Genomic DNA, 22143 nt, shown 5'->3' on the forward strand with positions numbered 1-22143 from the left:
GGAGTGCGGGCCAATGAGAAGGACAATCGCAATCGCCGCATTGGCGAGTGCTGCGCTGACCCTTTCGGGTTGCGAGCTAGGGCCAAAGCAGTCGGTCCAGAACGGACATCGCGGCACGGGGATGGACCAGGTCACCTTGAAGAAGGTGGCCATGGCCAAGGACGACGTGCCCGCCCCGCCATATGATCCGCCCTCGAACGACGGACCTCGCGCCGGCGCGGCCTACCAGAACGTGCAGGTTCTGGGCGACGTGTCGGAAGAGCAGTTCACCTACACGATGGCTGCGATCACCGCGTGGGTTTCCCCTGAGCAGGGCTGCAACTACTGCCACAACCCCGAGAACATGGCCTCGGACGAGAAGTACACCAAGGTCGCTGCGCGCAAGATGTTGCAGATGACCCGCAACATAAACTCCAATTGGAACAAGCACGTGGCGAACACGGGCGTGACCTGCTGGACCTGTCACCGCGGCAATGCGATCCCGGCCAACTACTGGGCCCTGCCGGAAGCCGGGAAGAACGGGATCATCGGCAACCGCCACGGACAGAACAATCCGGTTGCCGCGTCGGCTTATTCCTCGTTGCCGGAAGCGTCTCTGGCGCTTTACCTGACCGGCGATCCCAAGACCGACAGGTCGATCCGGGTCGTTTCCGATACCCTGCATCCGACCAAGGCCAATGAGCTTTCCATCAAGGAAACCGAGCCGCAGTATGCACTTATGAACCACCTGTCGACGTCGCTGGGCGTGAACTGCACGTTCTGCCACAACGCACAGGCGTTCAAGCCGTGGAACATCAGCACGCCCAAGCGCGCCACGGCGTGGTACGGCCTGCGCATGGTACGCGACATAAATGGTCAATATATCAGCAGCTTGAAAGACGTCTTCCCGGCGCACCGCAAGGGCCCGATGGGCGATCCATTCAAGGTGAGCTGCGCCACCTGCCACCAGGGCAAGAACAAGCCGATGGGCGGGTACAAGATGGCCAAGGACTACCCGGCGCTGTGGGGTGCCCCGATGGCGACACCGGCGGCAGCTCCTGCAGCACCGGCGGCTCCCGCAGCTCCGATTGCCGCTGCGGTTTCAACCGCAACACACTGATCCCCCGCAGGAATGTGGGACCTGAAGGGTCCGCTGGAGCTTCTCCGGCGGACCCTTTTTTGTGTTTCCAACTCTCCGGGGCAGAACGGCAACTCCCCCGCAACTCACCCCAACTCTGCCAGACGAACGCGCGACTGTCAGAGGCTGCGGCGACGGCGCACAACGTCGGCGATGTGCACCGGGAAGGAGAGCGCGATCGGGGCTGAAATCCACGGCCAATCCGCGCCGACCAAGGCAGCGCGAAGTCCAACGACGATCAGTGCGGCAGGCAGCAACATGGTGAGCAGATCTGCGACTTTCCATCCCCGCAACCGCAGCCAGAGCGCTTCGAGCAGGAGTGCGGCGAGGACGATGTCGGCGGCATGGCCCGAGGCGAAGAGCGCTTCCATGGTGCCGGGCAATGCCCTTCCTTTAACCGAACGGCGCGTTGAGGCGGACGATTTCCCAGTTGAGCGCGCCAGCCACGGTGACCCAGGCGATGTAGGGCAGCAGCAGGACTGCCGAGAGCCGGGATATGCGGCCGCAGTAGACGATCAGCGTGGCGATCGAGAGCCACAGCAAGCACAGCTCCCAGAATGCCCAGTCGGGCCGTTGCATCCGGAAAAAGATGAGGCTCCACAAGATGTTGAGGAAGCCGTTCAGCGCGAACAGGCCGATCACCGTGTCAGACGTTCGCGAGGTGCGCGAGGCGCGCCATGCCACGACCCCGGCGATGGCGCACAGGGCGAAGATCGTGGTCCAGGCAATCGGGAAGACCGGGCGCGGCGGCGTGAAAGCGGGCTTGATCAGGGAATCGTACCAAGGCCCGAGATCGGTGATCGTGCCGCCGACCATCGCCGTGGCAAAGGCCGCGAGCGTGGCGATGCCAATCGGAATGCCGGCGGGCATGAGCGAGGCCCGCTTCATCCGGCAGCGGGCCTCAATCCCAGCAAGTGCGCGCAATCCTTCAGGAAAATGCGCAGGTGCGCCATCGGCTTTGCGCGCACCAGCTTCTTGTTCATGTAAGCCTGCCAGGTCAGCTGCTGGACATCCTTGTCCGCACACATCTCGACGAAGCGTTCGCGGCGCTTGTCGCTGGAATACCAGAAATACTGCATGATCCCGAGGATCCAGAACACGCGGCCATGTTCGCGCAGGAAAGCCTTGCGCGCCCGCTTCAGCAGTGCGGGATTGCCGCTGGCAAGGAAAGCGTCGCCGGTTTGCGCGGCGATCCGGCCGCAGACCATGGCATAGTAGATGCCCTCGCCCGAGGCAGGCGCGACGACTCCGGCAGCGTCCCCAGCGACCAGCACATCGCGGCCATTGTCCCAGCGCTTCAGGGGCTTGAGCGGGATCGGTGCGCCTTCGCGGCGGATCGTCTCGCAACCTTCGAGGCCAAGTTCATCGCGCATCTGCTTGACCGAGCCGCGCAGGGAAAAACCCTTGTTGGCGCTGCCGACGCCGATGCTCGACGTTTCGCCATGGGGGAAGACCCATGCGTAGAAATCTGGCGAGAGCTTGCCCTGATAGAGCACGTCGCAACGCGAGGCGTCGAAGCCTTGTTCAGTGCTTTGCGGCGAACGGACGACTTCGTGGTAGGCGAAGACGCAGGGGTTCCGTTCGGCACCTGGGATGTTTTCGCGCGCCACGCCCGAACGCGCGCCGTCAGCGCCGATGACGAGGCGGGTGCGGACTTTCCGCACTTCGTCGCCGCGCGCTTCGTGGTAGCAGACGACCGCGCCGGGATTGCCATCCCGCTCGATCCTTTCGTACGTGCCGACGCGGCGCTCGGCTCCGGCCTTGGCGGCACGTTCGCGCAGCCATTCGTCGAAATGGTCACGATCGACCATGCCGACGTAGCCGATCTCGCCCACGGGCATGTCCACCGCACGGTTCGAGGGTGCGACCATCCGCGCCGAGCGGGCGCGCGCGACGAGCAGCGATTGAGGGACATCGAATTCCTCGAGCAGGCGCGGTGGAACCGCGCCGCCGCAGGGTTTGATCCGCCCGGCCCGGTCAAGCAGCAGGACCTTGCGGCCGATGCGTGCCAGATCCCACGCGGCCGTGGCTCCTGATGGTCCACCGCCGACGACGACGACATCGTATTCAACCCTGTCGGTCATGCCCCTGCCGTCCCCAGTTGGGCGGGGATGGCCCGCCGATATGTCACACGCATCGCGAGGATTGCCGAGATGAGGAACAGGCTCGCCTCGAAAGCGAAGATGAGTTGGAAGGCTTGCGACACCTGCCCCGTGGCACCGCGCACGAAATCGACGCCGAGAGCGCCGGTGAGGCCGCCAAGGCCGAAGGCGATGGCCTGCGCCGTGCCCCAGACGCCCATGCGCACGCCTTCGCGGGTGCGCTTGCCGGCACCAGCCAAGCCCATCATCGAGCCGATGGCGGAGACTGCGAAAGCGCCGTTGAAGAAACCGAGCGCCGCAATGTTTGCCGCCAGTGGCCAGCCCGGACCAGCCTGAGCCGCCATCGCCAGCCCGGCCAGCGCGACGGCCGAGCCGATGCAGCCGAGCATGGTCCAGACGCGCAGTTCGATCGGCATGCGCCCGGCAAAGGCACTGCCGCCCAGCCCGGTCACGATCATGCCAACGAGCACGCCGCCGTGCTGGAGTCCGGAAAGGCTGGTCGACTGGCCCGGCGACATCTGGAACACGAGCCCGGCAAAGGGTTCGAGGATGAGGTCCTGCATCGAATAGGCGAGCATCGAGACGAAGATGAACAGGGTAAAGCGACGCGACTGCGGATCGCCGAGGATTTCGGCGATGGCTTCACCCAAGGTTGCCGGGGGCTGACGGTTCTCCGTCGGCACGGCGCCAGTGGTCTTCGCTTCAAGCCCGAGCATGGCAAGGCAGGTGAGCGAGATTGCCGCAGCCACCACACCGCCCGCGACCACGAACAGGCGCTGTTCGGAATAGGGATCGAGCAGCGCACCGGCAGTGCCAGCGGAAATGACGATGCCGAAGACCATCATGATCCATGTCGTGGCAGCAGCAGCAGCACGGCGTTCCGGCGCGACGCCGGACGCAAGTATCGCGAGCATCGAGGTTCCCGCGGCGCCAACGCCCGCGCCGATCAGCGAGAAGGCGATGACGGCGAGCGCGATGCCTGGTGTCCGGGCATCGTCGAGCATGGTCGTGGCCTGAACAGCGAGCATTGCCCCTGCCCCAAGAATGGCCATGCCGCCGATGACCCAGGGGGTGCGCTTGCGCCCGAGGTCCGAGCCGTGGCCCCACAGCGGCCGTGAAAGCTGGACCATGTAGTGCCAGGCCACCAGCCCGGCGGGAATGCCGGCAGCAAGGCCGTATTCCAGCACCATCAGGCGATTGAGCAGGGAAGTTGCGATCATCACCATCGCGCCGATCGAGGCCTGTACGGCCCCGAGCCGGACAATCGAAAACCAGCCGAAACTGCGGTTCATCAGACATACCCCCAAGGCCGAGTGCCGAGGCGAGCATGCCGAGCACGTAGAGTGACACGCCGGTGGCGTTGTACCACGGCGCATTGCGCGCCGGGGCCGACACCAGTTTCGGCATGAGCGCGAGTTGCGCAGCGAGCAGGACCGCAACCACCCCTGCGGAGATGCGGTGTCCCCACATGACCATCAGCGCGACGACGATCACTTGCGGCACGGCCATGACGGCGCTGGCGAGCAAGGCAGCCGGTCGTTCACCGAGCACGACCGGGAGCGAGCGCAGGCCGGTCGCCCGGTCACCCTCCACGGCCTTGAAATCGTTGAGTGTCATGATGCCGTGGGCACCGATGCTGTAAAGCGTGAGGACCACGAGGACATGGACCGGTGGCAAGGACCCGGCCATTACGGCAGCGCCGGTGAACCAGCTCAGGCCTTCGTAAGTGAGGCCGACGACGGCGGGGCCGATCCAGCCGCTGGTCTTGAGGCGGAAGGGCGGCGCGCTGTAGGCCCAGGCGCAGGCGAGGCCGAACACGGTGGCGATCAGCACCCACTGGCCGGTGAAGGCGGCAACCGCCAGCGACAGGGCAGTCCAGCCGATGGCGATGTAGAGGCCCAGCGCCCGCCGATGCGACCCGAGGGAATGGGCCGGTCAGGTTCGTTGATCGCATCGACGTGGCGATCGAACCAGTCGTTCACGGCCTGGCTGGTGCCGCAGACCAGCGGGCCAGCCAAGAGGATGCCGGCGATGAGGAAGGTCCAGCGACTTAAAGGGGACACGCCCGAGGACACCACGCCGCACATCAGCGCCCACATCGGCGGGAACCACGTGATTGGCTTGAGGAGTTCCAAGACGTCGCGAGCCGCCGGAGGCGGCGTCATCCCAGCGGAGACTGCAGATTGCGCCATGGGCAAAGACTATGCCCATGCACCCAAGGCGTCAAATCAAATTGACACTTTATTCGTCAAGTGAATCAACCAGATTGCCGAGGCCATAGCGATGCAGCTTCGAATAGAGGCTCTGCCGGCTGAGGCCGAGGATTTCGGCGGCAGAAGCGCGGTTGTTCGAGGTGTATTCGAGCGCTGCCTCGATGCAGAGACGTTCGATCAGGTCGGTGGATTCGCGCACGATATCGCGCAGTGACATGCGACCCACCAGATCGGTGAGTTGTTCGACCGAACGCGGGGCGTCTGCCGTGACGGGAAGGTCGCGCAGGCGGCGACCGATCGGGCGAATCACGAAACCGTAGTGCGGCTGGTCATCGCCGGTCTTCACAGCGGAAAGTTCGACCGGCTCGCCATCGAAACCGTCCCGCGCGCCGACCACCGTGCTGACATTGCGAGCAATGTCGTGCTTGGCGAGCTGGCCGTCGATCAGATCGAGATCGATGCCCGGACGCCCGACGAAATCCGCCAGCGGACGCCCGCGCAGCTGATCGACGGTGGCGGCAGAGACGAGTTCGACAAAGGCCGGATTGGCGGCCTGAATGACCATGCGGGCATCCGTCAGCACGAAGGCATCCGGCATGGCCTCGATCACGCGCATCATCTCGCCCGAGGCGTGCTCGGCGACGTTGGAAGCACCGGACAGGCGGATGAGCAGAAACTGCCCGCCTTTTTCGCGAAAACCGCTGGCTGAAAGCATGACGGCATCGTCGCTGTTGTTGGGCTGCACCTCGATCGGGAGGACGCCCGGCGAAACGAGGGTCGACCCGAGGAAAGCGATCAGGTGTTCGCGCGCGGGGCGGGAGAACAGCGTGGTCAGCTTGGCGCCCTGCAGCGTGCCGTTACGGGCCTGGAACAGCTGGTGCGCGGCGCGGTTGGCCTCGCGGATACGGAAAGCTTCGGCATCGACGATCAGCACCGGATCGAGCGACTGGTCGAACAGCATGCGGTAGCGCGCTTCGAGCTGGCGCAGGCGCAAATAGTCCCGCTCGAGCGATTGCTGCGCCTGCAGGACTCGCTGCTGCAGGGCAGCGGCATCCCGCATGTCCCGGCCGATGGCGATGGCGTTGGTGCTTTCACCGAGGCGGACCACCACGAAACGCAGCGGCACTTCGCCTTCGGTCGTGGTCTGGTTCACCTGGCGCCAGTGCTGGGTCACGCCCTTGCGCGCATTGGCCAGCATTTCCATGACCTTGGGCCGGCTTTCCACCGATACCGTATCGAGCCAATCGCGGCCGATCCACTGCTGGGCATCGGGAAATTCACGCGGGTTTGCCGTCACGTCGACGATCTGGCCACCTTCATCGAGCACCAAAGCAAGATCGCCCGCCACCATTGCCAGGGTCGCTGCAGCATCCGGTCCGAGCGCCTCGAAATGGGTGCGGGGACTGGCGAAGGGCAGCTTCCCTTCGACGGAGTTATTGCGGGAAGGCATCAGTCGAGCCGGCTATCCGAGGGGATGTTCGGGGCGGACCGATCCGGCGTGTTTCCTGGCAACCAGCTTTTCGGCAAGAACGAGAGCCGATCGCGCATCGGGAGCGGTGCCATCGGCGCCCACTTCATCGACGATACCCGGATTGGCATTGACCATTCGTCCACCAATAAAGACCTGAACCCGGGCGTCCGAGAGACGCTGCGAATGGAACAAATTAGGTCACTGAGATTCGCGTTAGTGCAATCGCAACTGACGGTCAAGCCTATGACATCAAAGTGTCTTTCGGCGATAATTTGCAGCAATTCCTTACGCTTGGGTTCAATCAGCGCCTCAGTTTGCCAGCCAGCCCGGGCAAAGACTTCCTCGATCATCAGCGTGCCCAGCGCATGCCTGTCACCGGGCATCGGAGAAAACAGCGCACTGCGGGCGCGGTCGCCATCGGAGTCGTCGGCAGGAAAGCGCAACGCGACCTGCCGCATGACTTCCTGCAAGCGCCACAAGCCCATTGTGACATCGAGAAAATCGCACTCGTCCTCTTCCCAATGCTGGCCGAGGCGGCGCGCGGAAGGGGCAAGCAGATCGACGAAGATCGATTCAATTGCGATGCCGCGCGCGATGAAGCCTTCGACGACTTCGAGCAATTCCTCGGCATCGAGATCGAGCGGCAGCGAGGCGAAGCTGGCGGCGTCGGACGGATCGACCGAGAGCGTGCCGGTCACCCGGCCCTTGGGCACACCGGACGAATGGGCGAGCAAAAGACGAGGAATGATCTGCTCCTCGATCAAGCTGTTGACCGATGCCGGCCCTCTGGCGGGAGAGGAATTGTGTCCATCCGTGTGGGTCGGACCTGATCGCAAGCCTGGGGCACGTCTGCGACGTGTCCGCCTTACTGCATCGGCGTTGGCCTCGGACCCATAAACAGTCGCCATGGCAGACCCCTCCGGCCTGTGGGGTGCAAATCGCACCCGCCGGACTGTCGGATCGATAGTTCGACTCTGACCGGAGCCAACACTCTACGCCTGTAAACTGTTGCTGACAAACCCTGATCTGTCATTTTTATTTGTCGTCAAGATAGATTGACACTTCTGCAAGACGAGGCGTAGTCTCCAGTTCTCGAAGGCCTGGTGCCTCAGCCCGCGAAAGGGGCCGAATGAGAGGGGACGCGATCAGATTTAAAGCCGCAGGCCAAGCACTTGGCACGCAGGCTACGCGCCCGCCGCTTTACACTGCGGAGGAACGCGAGAAGCGCGACTCCACGCGTTGGACGCTGGTGCAGGGCCTGCTCGCCCCCTTCCAGTTCCTGGTGTTTCTGGTCAGTTTGGCGCTAGTTCTACGTAGTCTTGCGTGGGGCGAAGGCGCCGTCGCGGCCGACATCTCGGTCGTGGTCAAGACGCTCACGCTTTATGCGATAATGGTGACCGGCTCGATCTGGGAAAAGGTCGTCTTCGGGAAGTGGCTGTTTGCCCGCGCTTTCTTCTGGGAAGACGTGTTCTCGATGCTCGTGATCGCGCTGCACACCACCTATTTGGTGATGCTGCTGGGGAATTACGGCAGCTTCGAGCAGCGGATGCAGATCGCGCTGGCGGGCTATGCCGCCTATGTCATCAATGCTGGACAGTTCCTGCTGAAACTGCGCGCGGCGCGGCTTGAGGTGGCGGCATGAGCCCCGGCGAAAGCGTTCTTGGATGCGCTCCGGCAGCACAACCACAGGTCCTGCGCGAACGCGGCCAGCGCGAAGTGTTCTGCGGACTGACCGGCATCATCTGGATGCATCGCAAGATGCAGGATGCGTTCTTCCTCGTCGTCGGATCGCGAACCTGCGCCCACCTGCTGCAGAGCGCGGCAGGCGTGATGATCTTTGCCGAGCCACGCTTTGCCACCGCGATCATCGAGGAGCGTGACCTGGCCGGGATGGCCGATTGCCAGGACGAGCTTGACCGCATCGTCGACAAGCTGCTGGCGCGGCGGCCGGAAATCCGCACGCTGTTCCTGGTGGGATCGTGCCCGTCGGAAGTGATCAAGCTGGACCTCGGCAAGGCAGCGCAGCGGCTTGATGGCAAGTTTGCCGGATCGGTGCGTGTCCTCAACTATTCGGGCAGCGGGATCGAGACGACCTTTACCGAAGGCGAAGACGCCTGCCTGACCGCGCTGGTGCCGGAGATGCCTGCTGCGGACGCGGTCGAGGCAGCCAACCTGCTCGTGGTCGGTGCCCTGCCCGACATCGTCGAGGACCAGTTCAAGCGGCTGTTCGACGAGCTGGGCATTGGCCCTGTGCATTTCCTGCCCGCCAAGCGCATGGCCGACCTGCCCAAGGTGGGTCCGAACACCGTCTTCCTGCTGGCCCAGCCGTTCCTGACCGAGACGACCGGTGCGCTGCAGCGGCGCGGAGCAAAGCGGCTCGACGCGCTGTTCCCGTTCGGCGCCGAAGGCACGACCGACTGGCTGCGAGCAGCGGCAGAGGCCTTCGGGATCGACAGGATGCACTTCAACCGCGTCGTGGCTCCGGGACGCGAACGGGCCAAGCGAGCGATTGCCCATCGGCGCGAACGGCTTGAGGGCAAGCGCATCACGTTCCTGCCGGATTCGCAGCTGGAACTGCCGTTGGCGCGCTTCCTGCACACAGAGCTCGGCATGATGCCGGTGGAAGTGGGCACGCCCTACCTCAACCGCGAGCTCAATGCCCGCGAACTGGTGCTGCTGCCGGCCTCGACCCGGCTGAGCGAAGGGCAGGACGTTGACCTGCAGCTTGACCGCGTACGGCTCGACCGCCCTGACCTGACGGTCTGCGGGCTTGGCTTGGCCAATCCTCTGGAGGCCGAAGGACTTTCGACCAAGTGGGCGATCGAACTGGTGTTCTCGCCCATCCACGGCTTCGAGCAGGCGGGTGACCTCGCCGAGCTCTTCGCGCGGCCCCTGCGCCGTCGCGACATCTTGAGGGTATAGGCGATGCAGCTGGCGGTCTGGACATACGAGGGTCCGCCACACGTGGGGCGATGCGTGTCGCCACTGCGATGCAGGATCTGCATTACGTGCTGCATGCCCCGCAGGGGGACACTTACGCCGACCTGCTGTTCACGATGATCGAACGGCGCGGCAAGCGCCCGCCGGTGACCTACACCACCTTCCAGGCGCGAGACCTGGGCAAGGACACCGCGAGCATCTTCCAGAATGCCGCGCGCGATGCCTACGAACGGTTTGCGCCCAAGGCGCTGCTGGTGGGTGCATCGTGCACCGCCGAGCTGATCCAGGACGACCCGGCGGGCCTTGCCGAAGCGCTGGAGCTGCCCTGCCCGGTGATCCCGCTGGAGCTGCCGAGCTACCAGCGCAAGGAGAACTGGGGCGCGGCCGAGACATTCTATCGCGTCGTACGGCAGCTGGTGGATCGCGACGTGCGCCCCGCGCCACGCGAAGGGCGGCGCCCGCTGGTCAACCTGCTCGGCCCTTGTGCCTTGGGCTTCCGCCATCGTGACGACGTGCTCGAAGTGCGCAAGCTGCTGTGGAACCTCGGGATCGACGTCAACTGCGTCGCGCCGCTCGATGCTGCGCCGGACGACATTCGCACGCTGGGCCGGGCCGACTTCAACATCGTGATGTATCCCGAAGTTGGCGGCGAAGCGGCGCGCTGGCTGGATCAGGCGCTGCACCAGCCGGCGATCCGCACCGTGCCGATCGGCGTTGGCGCGACCCGCGAATTCATTGCGGAAGTTGCCGCGCTGGCCGGTGTCGACGCAACCGAGGCTCTGGCCGATCAGCAATCGCGCATGCCGTGGTGGAGCCGTTCGGTCGACTCGACCTACCTGACGGGCAAGCGCGTCTTCATCTTCGGGGACGCTACGCACGCAATTGCTGCGGCGCGCATTGCCCACGAAGAGCTGGGCTTCGAAGTCTGCGGCCTTGGCTGCTACAACCGCGAGTTTGCGCGCGAAATGCGCGCTGCAGCAGCGCTTTACGGCATCGAGCCGCTGATCACCGACGACCATCTCGAAGTCGAGGACGCGATTCTCAACGCCTCGCCCGAACTGGTGCTGGGCACGCAGATGGAGCGGCACATCGCCAAGCGCTTCGGCATTCCCTGCGCGGTGATTTCCTCGCCGGTGCATGTGCAGGACTTCCCGGCGCGCCACAGCCCGCAAATGGGCTTCGAAGGCGCCAACGTGATCTTCGATACCTGGGTCCATCCGCTGGTGATGGGGCTGGAAGAACATCTGCTGACGATGTTCCGCGACGACTTCGAGTTTTCGGACGAGGCCGGCCCTTCACACCTGCACGGTGCAGCGCGGCGCCACGAGGGCGAGAGCGCCCCTGCCCCGTCAGCCCCCCGCGCGGTCGAAGTCGCGGCGGCGCAAGTTTCCCATGGTGACCTTGCCGAGGCCCGGCCGGCAGGTTCGCAGATCTCGTGGACCGCAGAAGCGGAACAGGAGCTCAGGAAAGTCCCGTTCTTCGTGCGCGGAAAGGTTCGCCGCAACACCGAGGCCTTTGCAGTTTTGCAGGGTCGCGGCGCGGTGGATCTGGCCACGCTCTATGATGCGAAGGCCCACTATGCCCGGTAGCCGCGCCCCTCAGGTCCGTGTCGCAATCGTCACACTGGACAACCACCTCAAGGCAGGAGTCGAGCGCGCCGACGCGCGACTGCGGCAGGACAATGTGAGCGTCACGCTCCATGCCGCTACCGACTGGGACCGGCCCGGCAGCAAGGCGCTGGAAACAACCAAGACCGCGATTGCCCAGGCCGACATCGTGATCGTGACGATGCTGTTCCTTGACGATCACATCCGCGCGATCCTGCCGACGCTGGAGGCCCGGCGCGAGGACTGCGACGCGATGGTCTGCCTGATGTCTTCGGGCGACGTGGTGCGGCTGACGCGGATGGGCGGCTATCGCATGGATGCGCCGGCCAAGGGGCCCCTCGCCATGCTCAAGAAGCTGCGCGGATCGGGCAAGCCCGGGGCGAATTCCGGCGCGGGCCAGATGCGCATGCTGCGCCGCCTGCCGAAGATCCTGCGTTTCATTCCCGGAACCGCGCAGGACGTGCGCGCCTACTTCCTGACGCTGCAGTACTGGCTGGCGGGGTCGGACGACAACGTGGTGTCGATGGTCCGTGCGCTGATCGACCGTTATGCCGCCGGCGAGCGTCTGACCCGCCGCGGCATGACCAAGGCCGAAGCCCCTCGCGACTATCCCGAAGTTGGCGTCTATCACCCGCGCACCGAGCAGAAGCTTTCGGACAGCCTGCGCCTGTTGCCGACGAAGCATGGGCCGAACGGCACGGTCGGGCTGCTGTTGCTGCGCTCCTACCTGATCTCTAAGGATGCCGGGCATTACGACGGCGTGATCGCGGCGCTGGAAGCGGCTGGTCTGCGCGTCATCCCCGGCTTTGCCAACGGGCTGGATTCACGCCCTGTCATCGAGAAGTTCTTCCTCAAGGACGGCGAGCCGGTGGTCGACGCGGTGATTTCGCTGACCGGCTTCTCGCTGGTGGGTGGCCCTGCCTACAACGATGCCAAGGCGGCCGAGGAAATCCTGAGCCGCCTGAACGTGCCTTACATCGCTGCGCACCCGCTGGAGTTCCAGACCCTGGAGCAGTGGGGTGCTTCGCGGCAGGGTCTGCTGGCGCTGGAATCGACCATCATGGTTGCGATTCCGGAGCTTGACGGTGCGACCATGCCGACGGTGTTTGGTGGCCGTTCGGACGGTGCGGGCAAGGCTTGCGCGGGTTGCGCGAAGGCATGCGTGTTCGAAAGCACCGGGCCGGTCAACGCGATGCGCGCCTGCCCCGAGAGAGTCGAGGCGCTCGCCGCCAAGGTCGTGAAGATCGTGGCGCTGCGCAAGGCTGAGCGAGCAAGGCGCAAGGTGGCGATCACCATCTTCAACTTCCCGCCCAATTCCGGTGCGACCGGGTCTGCGGCGTTCCTTGCGGTGTTTGAATCGCTGCTGGGCACGCTCAAGCGGATGGCGAGCGAGGGCTATCAGGTCGAAGTGCCCGAGAGCGTGGACGCACTGCGCGATGCCATCCTGAAGGGCAACGCCGAGCGATTTGGTGCCGATGCCAACGTCTACACCCGCATCGATGCCGACGAGCATGTGCGACGCGAGCCTTACCTCGCGGAGATCGAGGCACAGTGGGGTCCGGCGCCGGGCAAGATCCAGAGCGACGGTTCGCACGTCCACGTGCTGGGTGCGCGGTTCGGCAACGTGTTCGTGGGCGTGCAGCCGGGCTTCGGGTACGAAGGCGATCCGATGCGCCTGCTGTTCGACGGCGATTTTGCCCCGACGCATGCGTTTTCGGCCTACTATCGCTGGATCCGCGAGGACTTCGGTGCCGACGCCGTGGTGCATTTCGGCACGCATGGCGCGCTCGAATACATGCCGGGCAAGCAGGTTGGCCTCACCGGCAAGTGCTGGCCGGAGCGGTTGCTGGGTGACCTGCCCAACTTCTACCTGTTTGCCGCAAACAACCCCTCCGAAGGCGTGCTGGCCAAGCGGCGTTCGGGCGCGACGATGCTGAGCTACCTGACGCCACCGCTGGCGCGGGCCGGGCTCTACCGCGGCTTTGCGGACTTGAAAGCGAGCATCGAACGCTGGCGGATGACGACCGATGGGGCAGAGCGCACGGCTCTCGAGGAACTGATCTGGGACGAGTGCGATGCGCTCGACGTCACTGCCGAAAGCGTGATGGAGCTGAGCGCCAATCTCTACGAGCTTGAGCGCACGTTGATCCCGCACGGGCTGCATGTGCTGGGCGAGGCGCCAACCGGGGCCGAGCGCGCGGAACTGGTCGAGGCGCTGATGGACGCGGGCGAAAGTTCGGCCGAAGCGATCGAGGCGGCGCTGGATTCCTGCGATGAACTGGGCGAGCTGATCCATGCGCTTGACGGCGGCTACATCCGCCCTGCCCCGGCGGCGACCTGCTGGCCAATCCCGAAGTGCTGCCGACCGGGCGCAACCTCCACGGCTTCGACCCGTTCCGCCTGCCGACGCGATTTGCCTGCGAGCAGGGCAAGCTGCAGGCGCAGCGGCTGCTGGCGCGCCATGCCGCGAACGGGGAAGCCGCGCCAGAAAGCCTCGCCATGGTGCTGTGGGGTACCGACAACATGAAGAGCGAGGGCGCGCAGATTGCGCAGGCGCTCTCGCTGATGGGCGCACGGCCGCGGATGGACAGCTACGGCCGCCTGGCCGGGGCCGAACTGATCCCGCTGGAGGAACTGGGCCGTCCACGCATCGATGTGGTGGTGACGCTCTCGGGCATCTTCCGCGATCTGCTGCCGCTGCAGACGCGGATGCTGGCCGAAGCAGCGTTTCTGGCCGCGCAGGCCGATGAGCCGCTGGAGATGAACTTCGTTCGCAAGCACAGCCTTTCGCACATGAGCGAGCATGGCTGCGACATGGAGACCGCCGCACTGCGCGTTTTCTCAAATGCCGAAGGGGCCTATGGCGCGAACGTCAACCAGTTGATCGAGGGCGGCGTCTGGGCCGATCCGGACGAGTTGGCCAATGCCTTCGAGACGCGCAAGGGCTATGCCTATGGGGTCAAGGGCACGCCGGTGGCCCAGCGCGACTTGCTGCGCAGCGCGCTGAAGGACGTCGATTTCGTCTATCAGAATCTGGAGAGCGTCGAAGTCGGCATTACCGATCTGGACCAGTACGTCGACAGCCTTGGGGGAGTCAGCCGGTCGATCGCGCGGGCCAAGGGTACAGAAGCGCCGGTCTATATCGTCGATGCGACGGTGGGCGAGGCCAAGGTGCGGACGCTGGCCGAGCAGATCGACCTGGAGACGCGGACGCGGACGCTCAACCCGAAGTGGTTCGAAGGCATGCTCAAGCACGGCTTCGAAGGCGTGCGCAATATCGAGCAGCACGTGACCAACACCGTGGGCTGGTCGGCCACGACCGGCCAGGTGGCGCCGTGGGTCTACCAGCAGATCAGCGAGACTTTCGTGCTCGACCCGGCGATGCGCGAGCGGCTTTCGCAGCTCAATCCGACCAGCTCGGCCCGCGTGGCGAACCGACTGCTCGAGGCGTGCGAGCGGCGCCTGTGGGAACCCGACGACGATACGCTCGAAGCGCTGCGCATGGCCAGCGACGAGCTCGAGGACAGGCTGGAAGGCGTGTTCGTGGGGCATGCCCCTTCCACCATCACTTCCGCAATTGCGGCGGAATAGGAGTTTGCGATGAACCTGCTCGACCCAAGGGCGCGCTTCAGCCAGCCGGACGGCGAAGGATCGGTGCAGGTCTCCCTGGACCCGCGCGACGAGATCAAGGGCGCGAAGGTTTTCGCCGTCTACGGCAAGGGCGGGATCGGCAAGTCGACGACGTCTTCAAACCTTTCCGCCGCGTTCTCCAAGCTGGGCCATCGCGTGCTGCAGATCGGTTGCGACCCCAAGCACGATTCCACTTTCACCCTCACCAAGAAGCTGATGCCGACGGTGATCGACGTGCTGGAAAGCGTCGAGTTCCACGCCGAGGAACTGCGGCCCGAAGACTACATGTTCGAGGGCTATAACGGGGTGATGTGCGTGGAGGCCGGTGGTCCGCCTGCAGGCACCGGCTGCGGCGGCTATGTCGTGGGGCAGACGGTCAAGCTGCTCAAACAGCACCATCTGCTTGAGGACACCGACGTGGTGATCTTCGACGTGCTGGGCGACGTGGTGTGCGGCGGCTTTGCCGCACCACTGCAGCATGCCGAGCGCGCGCTGGTGGTAGCGGCGAACGACTTTGACTCGATCTTCGCGATGAACCGCATTGTTGCGGCGATCGGTGCGAAGGCGAAGAACTACAACGTGCGGCTCGCTGGCGTGATCGCCAACCGCTCTGCCGCGACGAACGAGATCGACCGCTTCAGCGAAGCCATCGGGATGAAGCGCCTGGCGCACTTCCGGGATGTCGATGCGATCCGGCGCAGCCGCCTGAAGAAGTGCACGCTGTTCGAAATGGAGCCTTCGCCCGAAGTGATTGCTGCGCAGCAAGAGTACCTGCGGCTTGCACAAATGCTGTGGGACGGCGTCGATCCGGTGGTCGCCAGCCCGATGAAGGATCGAGATATCTTCGACTTCCTGGGGTACGAATGATGGCCACGCAATTTGCCCCCAACCGCTATGACAGCCAGCGCGAAAAGCTTGCCGCATACTTCGATGGCACCGCGCAGAAGGCGTGGATCGACCTGACATCGAACGCCAAGGTGAGCGGCATCCGCGCCACGGTCCGCGCCGGGCGCGATGCGATGCGCGCGCAGCTGCTGGGCTGGCTGCCCGAGGACTTGCGGCGGCGCGACGTGCTGGACGCGGGTTGCGGCACCGGCAGCCTGAGCGTGGAAGCCGCCTGCCGCGGGGCAGTAGTGACCGCCATCGACGTGGCGCAAGGGCTGGTCGACATCGCCGCCGAGCGGGCGCCGTCCTACCTTGGTCATGGCCGCATCCAGTGGCGCGTAGGCGACATGCTCGACCCTGCACTGGGCAGCTTCGACCATGTCGTGGCGATGGATTCGCTGATCCACTACACGCTGACGGACATGGTCTGGGCGCTTTCTGCGCTGACCCGCCGCTGCACCGGCTCGATCCTCTTCACCTTTGCCCCGTACACCCCGCTGCTCGGCGCGATGCATACGGTCGGCAAGGTCTTCCCGCGCTCCGACCGTTCGCCCGCGATCGTGCCGATTGCCGAAAGCGAACTGCGCGCGGCGCTCAGCCAGTTCGAAGGTTGGGAAGTGCGCCGCTCGGGCCGGATCTCCAGCGGCTTCTACAAGAGCCATGCGATGGAGCTGGTGAAGATCTGATGGCGCAGGGGCAGGCCCTTTCTGCGAAATGGAGCAAGGTGGCCCTTACCTGGCTGCCCTTCGCTGATGCGGCCAGCACCGAAATTCCGCTGTCGCGCCTTCTGCGCCTGTCGCTGTTCCAGGTGAGCGTGGGTATGATGACCGTGCTGCTCAACGGCACGCTCAACCGCGTGATGATCGTGGAGCTGGGCATTCCGGCCTGGCTGGTCTCGCTGATGATCGCCATTCCACTGCTGGCCGCGCCGTTCCGTGCGCTGATCGGGCACAAGTCTGACGTGCATCGTTCGGTGCTGGGCTGGCGGCGCGTGCCTTTCATCTGGTTCGGCACGCTGATGCAGTTCGGCGGCCTGGCGATCATGCCGTTCGCGCTGCTGCTGATGGCGCGACCCGAGCTTTTCGCGATTGGCGTTGTGGCGAGCGCGCTGGCGTTCCTGCTTGCAGGCTTTGGCATGCATACCACGCAGACGGCGGGCCTCGCCCTGACGGGCGACCTCGTGGATGACGAACGCCGCCCGAGGGCCGTGGCTCTGCTCTACCTTGCGCTGCTGGCGGGGATGATGATCGCGGCGCTGGTGATCGGCGGACTGCTAGCCCACTTCACGCCGACCCGGCTGGTGCAGGTGATCCAGGGATCGGCCATCCTGACCTTCTTCCTCAACGTAATCGCGCTGTGGAAGCAGGAAGCGCGCAGTTCGGCAATCGCCTCTGCCGACACGCCGCGCCCCGCATTTACCGACGTTTGGCAGAGCTTTGTCGCCGAGCCGATCACGATGCGTTTGCTTGTGGCAGTCGGCCTGGGGGCCACGGCGTTCTCGATGCAGGATGCGCTGCTCGAACCCTATGGTGGAGAGATCCTTGGTCTTTCGGTGGGAGCGACGACGTTCCTGACCGGGGCTGGTCGCTGGGCGCGCTGGTCGGCTTCACGCTTTCGGGACGCTGGCTTTCGCGCGGAATGGATGCGCTGCGGATTTCAGGGTTCGGCGCAGTCGTCGGCATAGCGGCGTTCATGCTGGTAATCTTTGCGGCACCGCTCGGCAGCCCGGTTGCTCTCCTTGCTGGTGCGACCGCGATCGGTGCGGGCGCTGGGCTGTTCCTTGTCGGCACGCTGACCACGGCGATGGCGCTGGCGACCGAGAAGACATCGGGCCTCGCCCTGGGCGCATGGGGCGCGGTGCAGACGACCTTCGCCGGGCTGGCCATCGCCATGGGTGGAGTGCTGCGCGATCTGGTTTCAAGCCTTGCCGTCTCGGACGAGCTGGGCCTGACGCTGGCCAACCGGGCCACCGGCTATGCCACGATCTACATCATCGAAATCTGCCTGCTGCTGGCCACGCTCGTCGTGCTGGGCCCGCTCGTAGGCCAGACCCCGGCGGCCATCCGGCGGGAGGGACGAAGCTTCGGACTGACGGAATTCCCCACATGAGCAGCAGGGGCACAGGGAACGTGAAGAGGACACGCACATGAACTACGGCAATATCGTCGGCACGATCGATGCCGCTCAGATCGCGATGATAACCTTCATCGGGTTCTTTATCGCCCTTGTTTTTTGGCTCCGGCGCGAGGACCGACGCGAAGGCTATCCGCTGGAAGACGCGCTGACCGGACGCCTGCTGAGCGAAGGCGGTCCGCTTTCGGCTGCGGCGCCAAAGACCTTCATCCTGCCGTTCGGCAAGGGCACGAAATCCGTTCCCACCGGAGAGCGCGATCCGTTCGAGGTCAACGCCAAGCGCCGCGAGAACTTTGGCGGCGCGCCGCTGAGCCCGGTGGGTGACGTTTTTGCCGCAGGCGTGGGCCCCGGCTCCTATGCCGACCGGGCCAAGTGGGCAGACATCGACGCGCATGGCAATCCGCGCATCGTGCCGATGGGCCTGGTGCCGGAAATCAGCGTGGCCACGGCGAGCACGGACCCGCGCGGGCTTCCCGTCTATGGCGCAGATGGCCTGAAGGCTGGCGTGGTGACCGACATGTGGGTCGACCGGGCTGAGCACATGGTGCGGTATCTGGCAGTGGATACGGGCACCAAGACCGTGCTCGCACCTATGCCGATGGCAGTCGTCAAGAAGAACGCGGTAATCATCGACGCGATCAACGCCGCTGACTTTGCCGGTGCCCCCTTCCCCGCCAATCCCGGCGAGATCACCCGGTACGAGGAGGAGCGCACCGTTGCCTACTTCGGCACCGGCTACCTCTATGCCAACGAGAACCGGCTGGAACCGCTGATATGAGCGAGTACGACCACGAGCCGATCCGCGGGCTGCCGGGCGATCTGCCGCCCGGCGAGAGCATCCTGTGGCAGGGTTCGCCAGACTGGCGAACCTTTGCCCGCAGCGCTTTGCACACCCGCTGGGTGAGCGGATATTTCGCTGCGCTGGCCGTTCTGGGCCTGGCCTCTGGCAAGCTGTTCGGCGCGGGTGCGGCCGTGGTCGGCGGGGCAATCACGCAGGGTCTGCTTGCCGTGTTCGCGATCGCCGTGGCGAAGACGACGGTCTACACGATCACCAACCGCCGCGTGGTGCTGCGCATCGGCGTGGCGCTGAACAAGTGCGTGAACCTGCCGCTGGCAATGATCGGCTCGGCAGACCTGCGGCCGCAGGGTGGCGGGCATGGCGACATTGCGCTGACACTGGTCGGGCGCCACCGGCTCGGCTTTGCGATGCTCTGGCCCCATGCCCGGCCCTGGCGGTTTGGCCAGCCGAGCCCGATGCTGCGCGCTCTCCCCGATGCGGAAGCGGCTGCCAAGGTGCTCGCCAAGGCTTGCGCAGCAGTGGTGCCGAACGAGGCTGCGGCGGTGCGCGCCAAGGCGGCGCCAGTGCGCGACCATGGCCTGCAGGGAGCGGCGGCATGAGCCTTGTCCATGACCATGAGAACACTGTCCCCCGACCGGCCCTGATGCTGGCAGGTGCGCTGGTGGCGACGACGCTGGCGCTGACAGCGCTGGTGCGGGTCGGCGTGCTCGAGCGCGAGGCGGTGCCCGCCGTGGCGCGGGCGCGGGACAACGTGGCGGCGCTGGAAATGCGGCACCTCGCTTTCGAGGACCGGGCGGACGGGGCAGTCGTGGTCAAGGACGCAGATGCAGGTTCGACGCTCGCCGTGATGAAGGGCGAGAATGATGGTGGCGGGTTCGTGCGCGGGGTGATGCGCGGCATGGCTCGCGAGAGGAAGATGAAGGGGATCGGCCCAGCGGCTCCCTTCGAACTGACGCAGTGGGAGAACGGATCGCTCTCGCTGCGCGACCCGGCGACGGGGCGTTCGATCGAGCTCGGCTCGTTCGGCGCAACCAACCGGGCCGCCTTTGCAAAGTTCCTGAGTGGAACGGCCGTGAAGGGAAATCAGGCATGATCCGCGCCCGCGCCTTTGAAGTGCCCTGCCGCGTGGCGGTGGAGCAGAGCGAGGCGCATTTCCACGCGCATGTCGAGCTGGCGGGCAATCTTGCCGTCCAGCCCGGCGACAAGGTCCGCGTTCATGGCGAACCGATCCGCGTGGCCTTTGGGCAAAGCGCCGTGTTCGAACGGACGGCAACCGTCGTTCGTGCAGGCCCCCTGCTGCGGGGCTGGATGCGGCTTGTCGCCTACCTTGGCCTGACCGAGCTTTACGAGGTCAGCTTCAATCCTGGGAGCCTGAGATGAACGCGATTACACTCGAACGTCCTGTGGCGGCGCCGGAGAGCGCGCCCAAGCCCGATGTGCACAAGATGGTGAGCCACGAGACCGTGCTGAGCCCGCGCTTTTACACCACCGACTTTGCCGCCCTCGATTCCATCGACGTATCGCTGGTGCGCAAGGAGTGGGACGAGCTGATGGCCGAGATGGTCAGCGATCCCAACAAGAAGCACTTCAAGCGCCAGGAAAGCTTTGCCGGGGTGATCGAAGCGCTGGAGCCGGAACTGCGGGCCGAGTTCATCGACTTCCTCGTCAGTTCCCTGACCTCCGAGTTTTCGGGCTGTATCCTCTATGCCGAAATGGCCCGGCGCACGAAGAATCCGGACATGAAGCTGCTATTCAAGCTGCTGGCGCGCGATGAAAGCCGCCATGCCGGGTTCATCAATGAATCGCTGAAGGATGCGGGCATCGGCATCGACCTCGGCTTCCTGACCAAGGCCAAGAAGTACCATTATTTCAAGCCGAAGTTCATCTTCTACTCGGTCTACCTCTCCGAGAAGATCGGCTATGCCCGCTATATCGCGATCTATCGCCAGTTGGCCGCGCACCCGGAACTGCGCTTCCATCCGATCTTCAACTGGTTCGAATCATGGTGCAACGACGAATTCCGCCATGGCGAGGCTTTCGCGCTGCTGCTGCGCGCGGACCCGAAGCTGCTGACCGGCATGAACAAGCTGTGGGTGCGGTTCTTCCTGCTCGCCGTCTACTCGACGATGTACGTCCGCGATCACGCGCGGCCGGTGTTTCACAAGGCGCTGGGGCTCGATCCCGAAGCCTACGACTATCGGGTCTTCGAGATCTGCACCGCGATCAGCCGTCAGGTCTTTCCGGTGGAGCTCGATACCGATGATCCGCGTTTCCGCCGGGCGATGAAGCGGCTGCTGGTGGCCAGCCAGCGGATCGAAGCGGGCAAGAAGCGTGGGGGTGTGGCGGGTGCGCTAATGCGGGCCTCGGGCGCACTGGGCGCGGGTGCAAATTTTGCGCGAATGTACCTGCTGCGTCCGCGCCGCAACGAGCTGCCCGCAAGCGTGAGGATGCAGCCCGCGTGGTAAGCTGGACCGGCCACGTCCTTCCGGTGATCGCCACGATCGCGGTCTGGTTCCTTGCGACCGGCCTGATCGCATGGGCGGACAACCGCGAGCGCCGCACTTTCCCGCGCAGCCTGATGCTGGCGGGAATTGCGGGCGTTGGCGGGCTGGCAGTGGTGGCCTGGTCGATGAACAAGCCGACGTTGACCGGGGTCTATGCGGCGTTTGCCGGGGCGATCCTGATCTGGTCGTGGCACGAGATCAGCTTCCTGACAGGCGCAGTGACCGGACCCCGGCGCGAAGCCTGCCCGGCGGAAGCGCGCGGGCTGGAGCGGTTCTTCCATGCCGTAAGTGCCGTGGCCTGGCACGAAATTGCGCTGGCATTGAGCGCCATCGGACTGATCTCGCTCAGCTGGAACGCCACCAACCAGATCGGCGCGATGACTTTCACGCTGCTGCTGGCGATGCGGCTTTCGACCAAGCTGGTGATCTTCTTCGGCGTGCCGAACATGAGCACCGAAATCTTTCCGCCGCATCTCGCCTACCTCAAGACCTACTTCGGCCCGCGCCGGATGGGCCTGGAACTTTTTTTAGCGATTGCAGGCACTTCCGCTCTTGCGGCGTGGCTTGGTTTGATCGCGATCAATGCGCCGGAGGGCAGCGCCAGTGCATCGGGCGCGAGCCTGCTCTTCGCGCTGGCCGCCCTTGGCGCACTCGAACACCTGTTTCTGGCCCTGCCGATCCGCGACGGGGCGCTGTGGGGTTGGGCCCTGCCCAGCCGCCGACCTGCCAACTGACCGCACAA

General features: G+C 65.0%; 18 protein-coding genes and 4 pseudogenes. 14 read left to right on the forward strand and 8 right to left on the reverse strand.

What is annotated here, in order from left to right; translation table 11 throughout:
* Positions 1 to 13 precede the first annotated feature (13 nt).
* Positions 14 to 1099: a photosynthetic reaction center cytochrome PufC gene (gene pufC, locus C7W88_RS00515; protein WP_118072107.1), complete on the forward strand. Its 1086-nt coding sequence runs from the start codon at positions 14 to 16 to the stop codon at positions 1097 to 1099.
* Positions 1100 to 1236: 137 nt separating this feature from the next.
* Here the strand turns inward: pufC and C7W88_RS00520 are convergent, their stop codons facing one another.
* From C7W88_RS00520 to C7W88_RS00550, 8 genes and pseudogenes are all read right to left on the reverse strand, one after another.
* Positions 1237 to 1488 carry a hypothetical protein gene (locus C7W88_RS00520; RefSeq protein WP_118072108.1) on the reverse strand — a complete coding sequence of 84 codons (252 nt, stop codon included), beginning with the start codon at positions 1486 to 1488 and terminating at the stop codon, positions 1237 to 1239.
* A 22-nt stretch (positions 1489 to 1510) separates the two neighbouring features.
* Positions 1511 to 2005 (reverse strand): TspO/MBR family protein, encoded by a 495-nt coding sequence (locus C7W88_RS00525; RefSeq protein WP_118072109.1) that lies wholly within the window; start codon positions 2003 to 2005, stop codon positions 1511 to 1513.
* Positions 2002 to 3201 carry a geranylgeranyl diphosphate reductase gene (locus tag C7W88_RS00530; protein ID WP_118072110.1) on the reverse strand — a complete coding sequence of 400 codons (1200 nt, stop codon included), beginning with the start codon at positions 3199 to 3201 and terminating at the stop codon, positions 2002 to 2004. Before C7W88_RS00530 ends, C7W88_RS00525 begins: the two co-directional genes overlap by 4 nt.
* Positions 3198 to 4511 carry a BCD family MFS transporter gene (locus C7W88_RS00535; protein WP_118072111.1) on the reverse strand — a complete coding sequence of 438 codons (1314 nt, stop codon included), beginning with the start codon at positions 4509 to 4511 and terminating at the stop codon, positions 3198 to 3200. The genes C7W88_RS00530 and C7W88_RS00535 overlap by 4 nt, the downstream gene beginning before the upstream one ends.
* A 133-nt stretch (positions 4512 to 4644) precedes the next feature.
* Positions 4645 to 5121 (reverse strand): annotated as a pseudogene (locus tag C7W88_RS24540) (UbiA family prenyltransferase); the annotation flags it as partial.
* Positions 5046 to 5411, reverse strand: coding sequence for a UbiA family prenyltransferase (locus C7W88_RS24545; protein ID WP_370073156.1), 366 nt, complete (start codon positions 5409 to 5411; stop codon positions 5046 to 5048). The pseudogene C7W88_RS24540 and the gene C7W88_RS24545, both read right to left, overlap by 76 nt.
* Before the next feature lie 49 nt (positions 5412 to 5460).
* A complete protein-coding gene (gene ppsR, locus C7W88_RS00545) occupies positions 5461 to 6882 on the reverse strand; it encodes a transcriptional regulator PpsR (RefSeq protein WP_118072112.1) in 1422 nt (473 codons plus the stop codon).
* Positions 6882 to 7667 carry a B12-binding domain-containing protein gene (locus C7W88_RS00550; RefSeq protein WP_118072113.1) on the reverse strand — a complete coding sequence of 262 codons (786 nt, stop codon included), beginning with the start codon at positions 7665 to 7667 and terminating at the stop codon, positions 6882 to 6884. The genes ppsR and C7W88_RS00550 overlap by 1 nt, the downstream gene beginning before the upstream one ends.
* Positions 7668 to 8032: 365 nt before the next feature.
* Between C7W88_RS00550 and bchF the strand changes: the two genes are divergently transcribed.
* From bchF to puhE, 13 genes and pseudogenes are all read left to right on the forward strand, one after another.
* The gene (gene bchF / locus C7W88_RS00555; RefSeq protein ID WP_118072114.1) at positions 8033 to 8545 is read left to right on the forward strand and encodes a 2-vinyl bacteriochlorophyllide hydratase; all 513 of its coding nucleotides are present in this window, start codon (positions 8033 to 8035) and stop codon (positions 8543 to 8545) included.
* Positions 8542 to 9825 carry a ferredoxin:protochlorophyllide reductase (ATP-dependent) subunit N gene (locus tag C7W88_RS00560; RefSeq protein WP_118072115.1) on the forward strand — a complete coding sequence of 428 codons (1284 nt, stop codon included), beginning with the start codon at positions 8542 to 8544 and terminating at the stop codon, positions 9823 to 9825. Before bchF ends, C7W88_RS00560 begins: the two co-directional genes overlap by 4 nt.
* Before the next feature lie 3 nt (positions 9826 to 9828).
* Positions 9829 to 11432 (forward strand): annotated as a pseudogene (bchB, locus tag C7W88_RS00565) (ferredoxin:protochlorophyllide reductase (ATP-dependent) subunit B).
* Positions 11422 to 15041: pseudogene (locus tag C7W88_RS00570) on the forward strand (magnesium chelatase subunit H). The pseudogenes bchB and C7W88_RS00570 overlap by 11 nt, the downstream one beginning before the upstream one ends.
* A 9-nt stretch (positions 15042 to 15050) precedes the next feature.
* On the forward strand, positions 15051 to 15947 hold the full coding sequence (gene bchL, locus C7W88_RS00575; protein WP_118072117.1) for a ferredoxin:protochlorophyllide reductase (ATP-dependent) iron-sulfur ATP-binding protein: 897 nt from the start codon (positions 15051 to 15053) through the stop codon (positions 15945 to 15947).
* Positions 15947 to 16651, forward strand: a complete 705-nt coding sequence (gene bchM, locus C7W88_RS00580; RefSeq protein ID WP_118072118.1) for a magnesium protoporphyrin IX methyltransferase — start codon at positions 15947 to 15949, stop codon at positions 16649 to 16651. Before bchL ends, bchM begins: the two co-directional genes overlap by 1 nt.
* A gap of 137 nt (positions 16652 to 16788) precedes the next feature.
* Positions 16789 to 18074, forward strand: a pseudogene (locus C7W88_RS00585) (MFS transporter).
* A 37-nt stretch (positions 18075 to 18111) separates the two neighbouring features.
* Positions 18112 to 18876, forward strand: coding sequence for a photosynthetic reaction center subunit H (gene puhA / locus C7W88_RS00590; protein ID WP_118072119.1), 765 nt, complete (start codon positions 18112 to 18114; stop codon positions 18874 to 18876).
* Positions 18873 to 19496, forward strand: a complete 624-nt coding sequence (puhB, locus tag C7W88_RS00595; RefSeq protein WP_118072120.1) for a photosynthetic complex putative assembly protein PuhB — start codon at positions 18873 to 18875, stop codon at positions 19494 to 19496. Before puhA ends, puhB begins: the two co-directional genes overlap by 4 nt.
* Positions 19493 to 19990, forward strand: a complete 498-nt coding sequence (gene puhC / locus C7W88_RS00600) for a photosynthetic complex assembly protein PuhC (protein WP_118072121.1) — start codon at positions 19493 to 19495, stop codon at positions 19988 to 19990. Before puhB ends, puhC begins: the two co-directional genes overlap by 4 nt.
* Positions 19987 to 20277, forward strand: a complete 291-nt coding sequence (locus C7W88_RS00605; protein WP_118072122.1) for a hypothetical protein — start codon at positions 19987 to 19989, stop codon at positions 20275 to 20277. The genes puhC and C7W88_RS00605 overlap by 4 nt, the downstream gene beginning before the upstream one ends.
* Entirely contained in the window at positions 20274 to 21362 is a 1089-nt protein-coding gene (gene acsF, locus C7W88_RS00610) for a magnesium-protoporphyrin IX monomethyl ester (oxidative) cyclase (protein ID WP_118072123.1), read from the forward strand. Before C7W88_RS00605 ends, acsF begins: the two co-directional genes overlap by 4 nt.
* Positions 21356 to 22135: a putative photosynthetic complex assembly protein PuhE gene (gene puhE / locus C7W88_RS00615; protein ID WP_118072124.1), complete on the forward strand. Its 780-nt coding sequence runs from the start codon at positions 21356 to 21358 to the stop codon at positions 22133 to 22135. Before acsF ends, puhE begins: the two co-directional genes overlap by 7 nt.
* Positions 22136 to 22143: the final 8 nt, after the last annotated feature.

Source organism: Novosphingobium sp. THN1 (genome assembly GCF_003454795.1).
Classification (GTDB): domain Bacteria; phylum Pseudomonadota; class Alphaproteobacteria; order Sphingomonadales; family Sphingomonadaceae; genus Novosphingobium.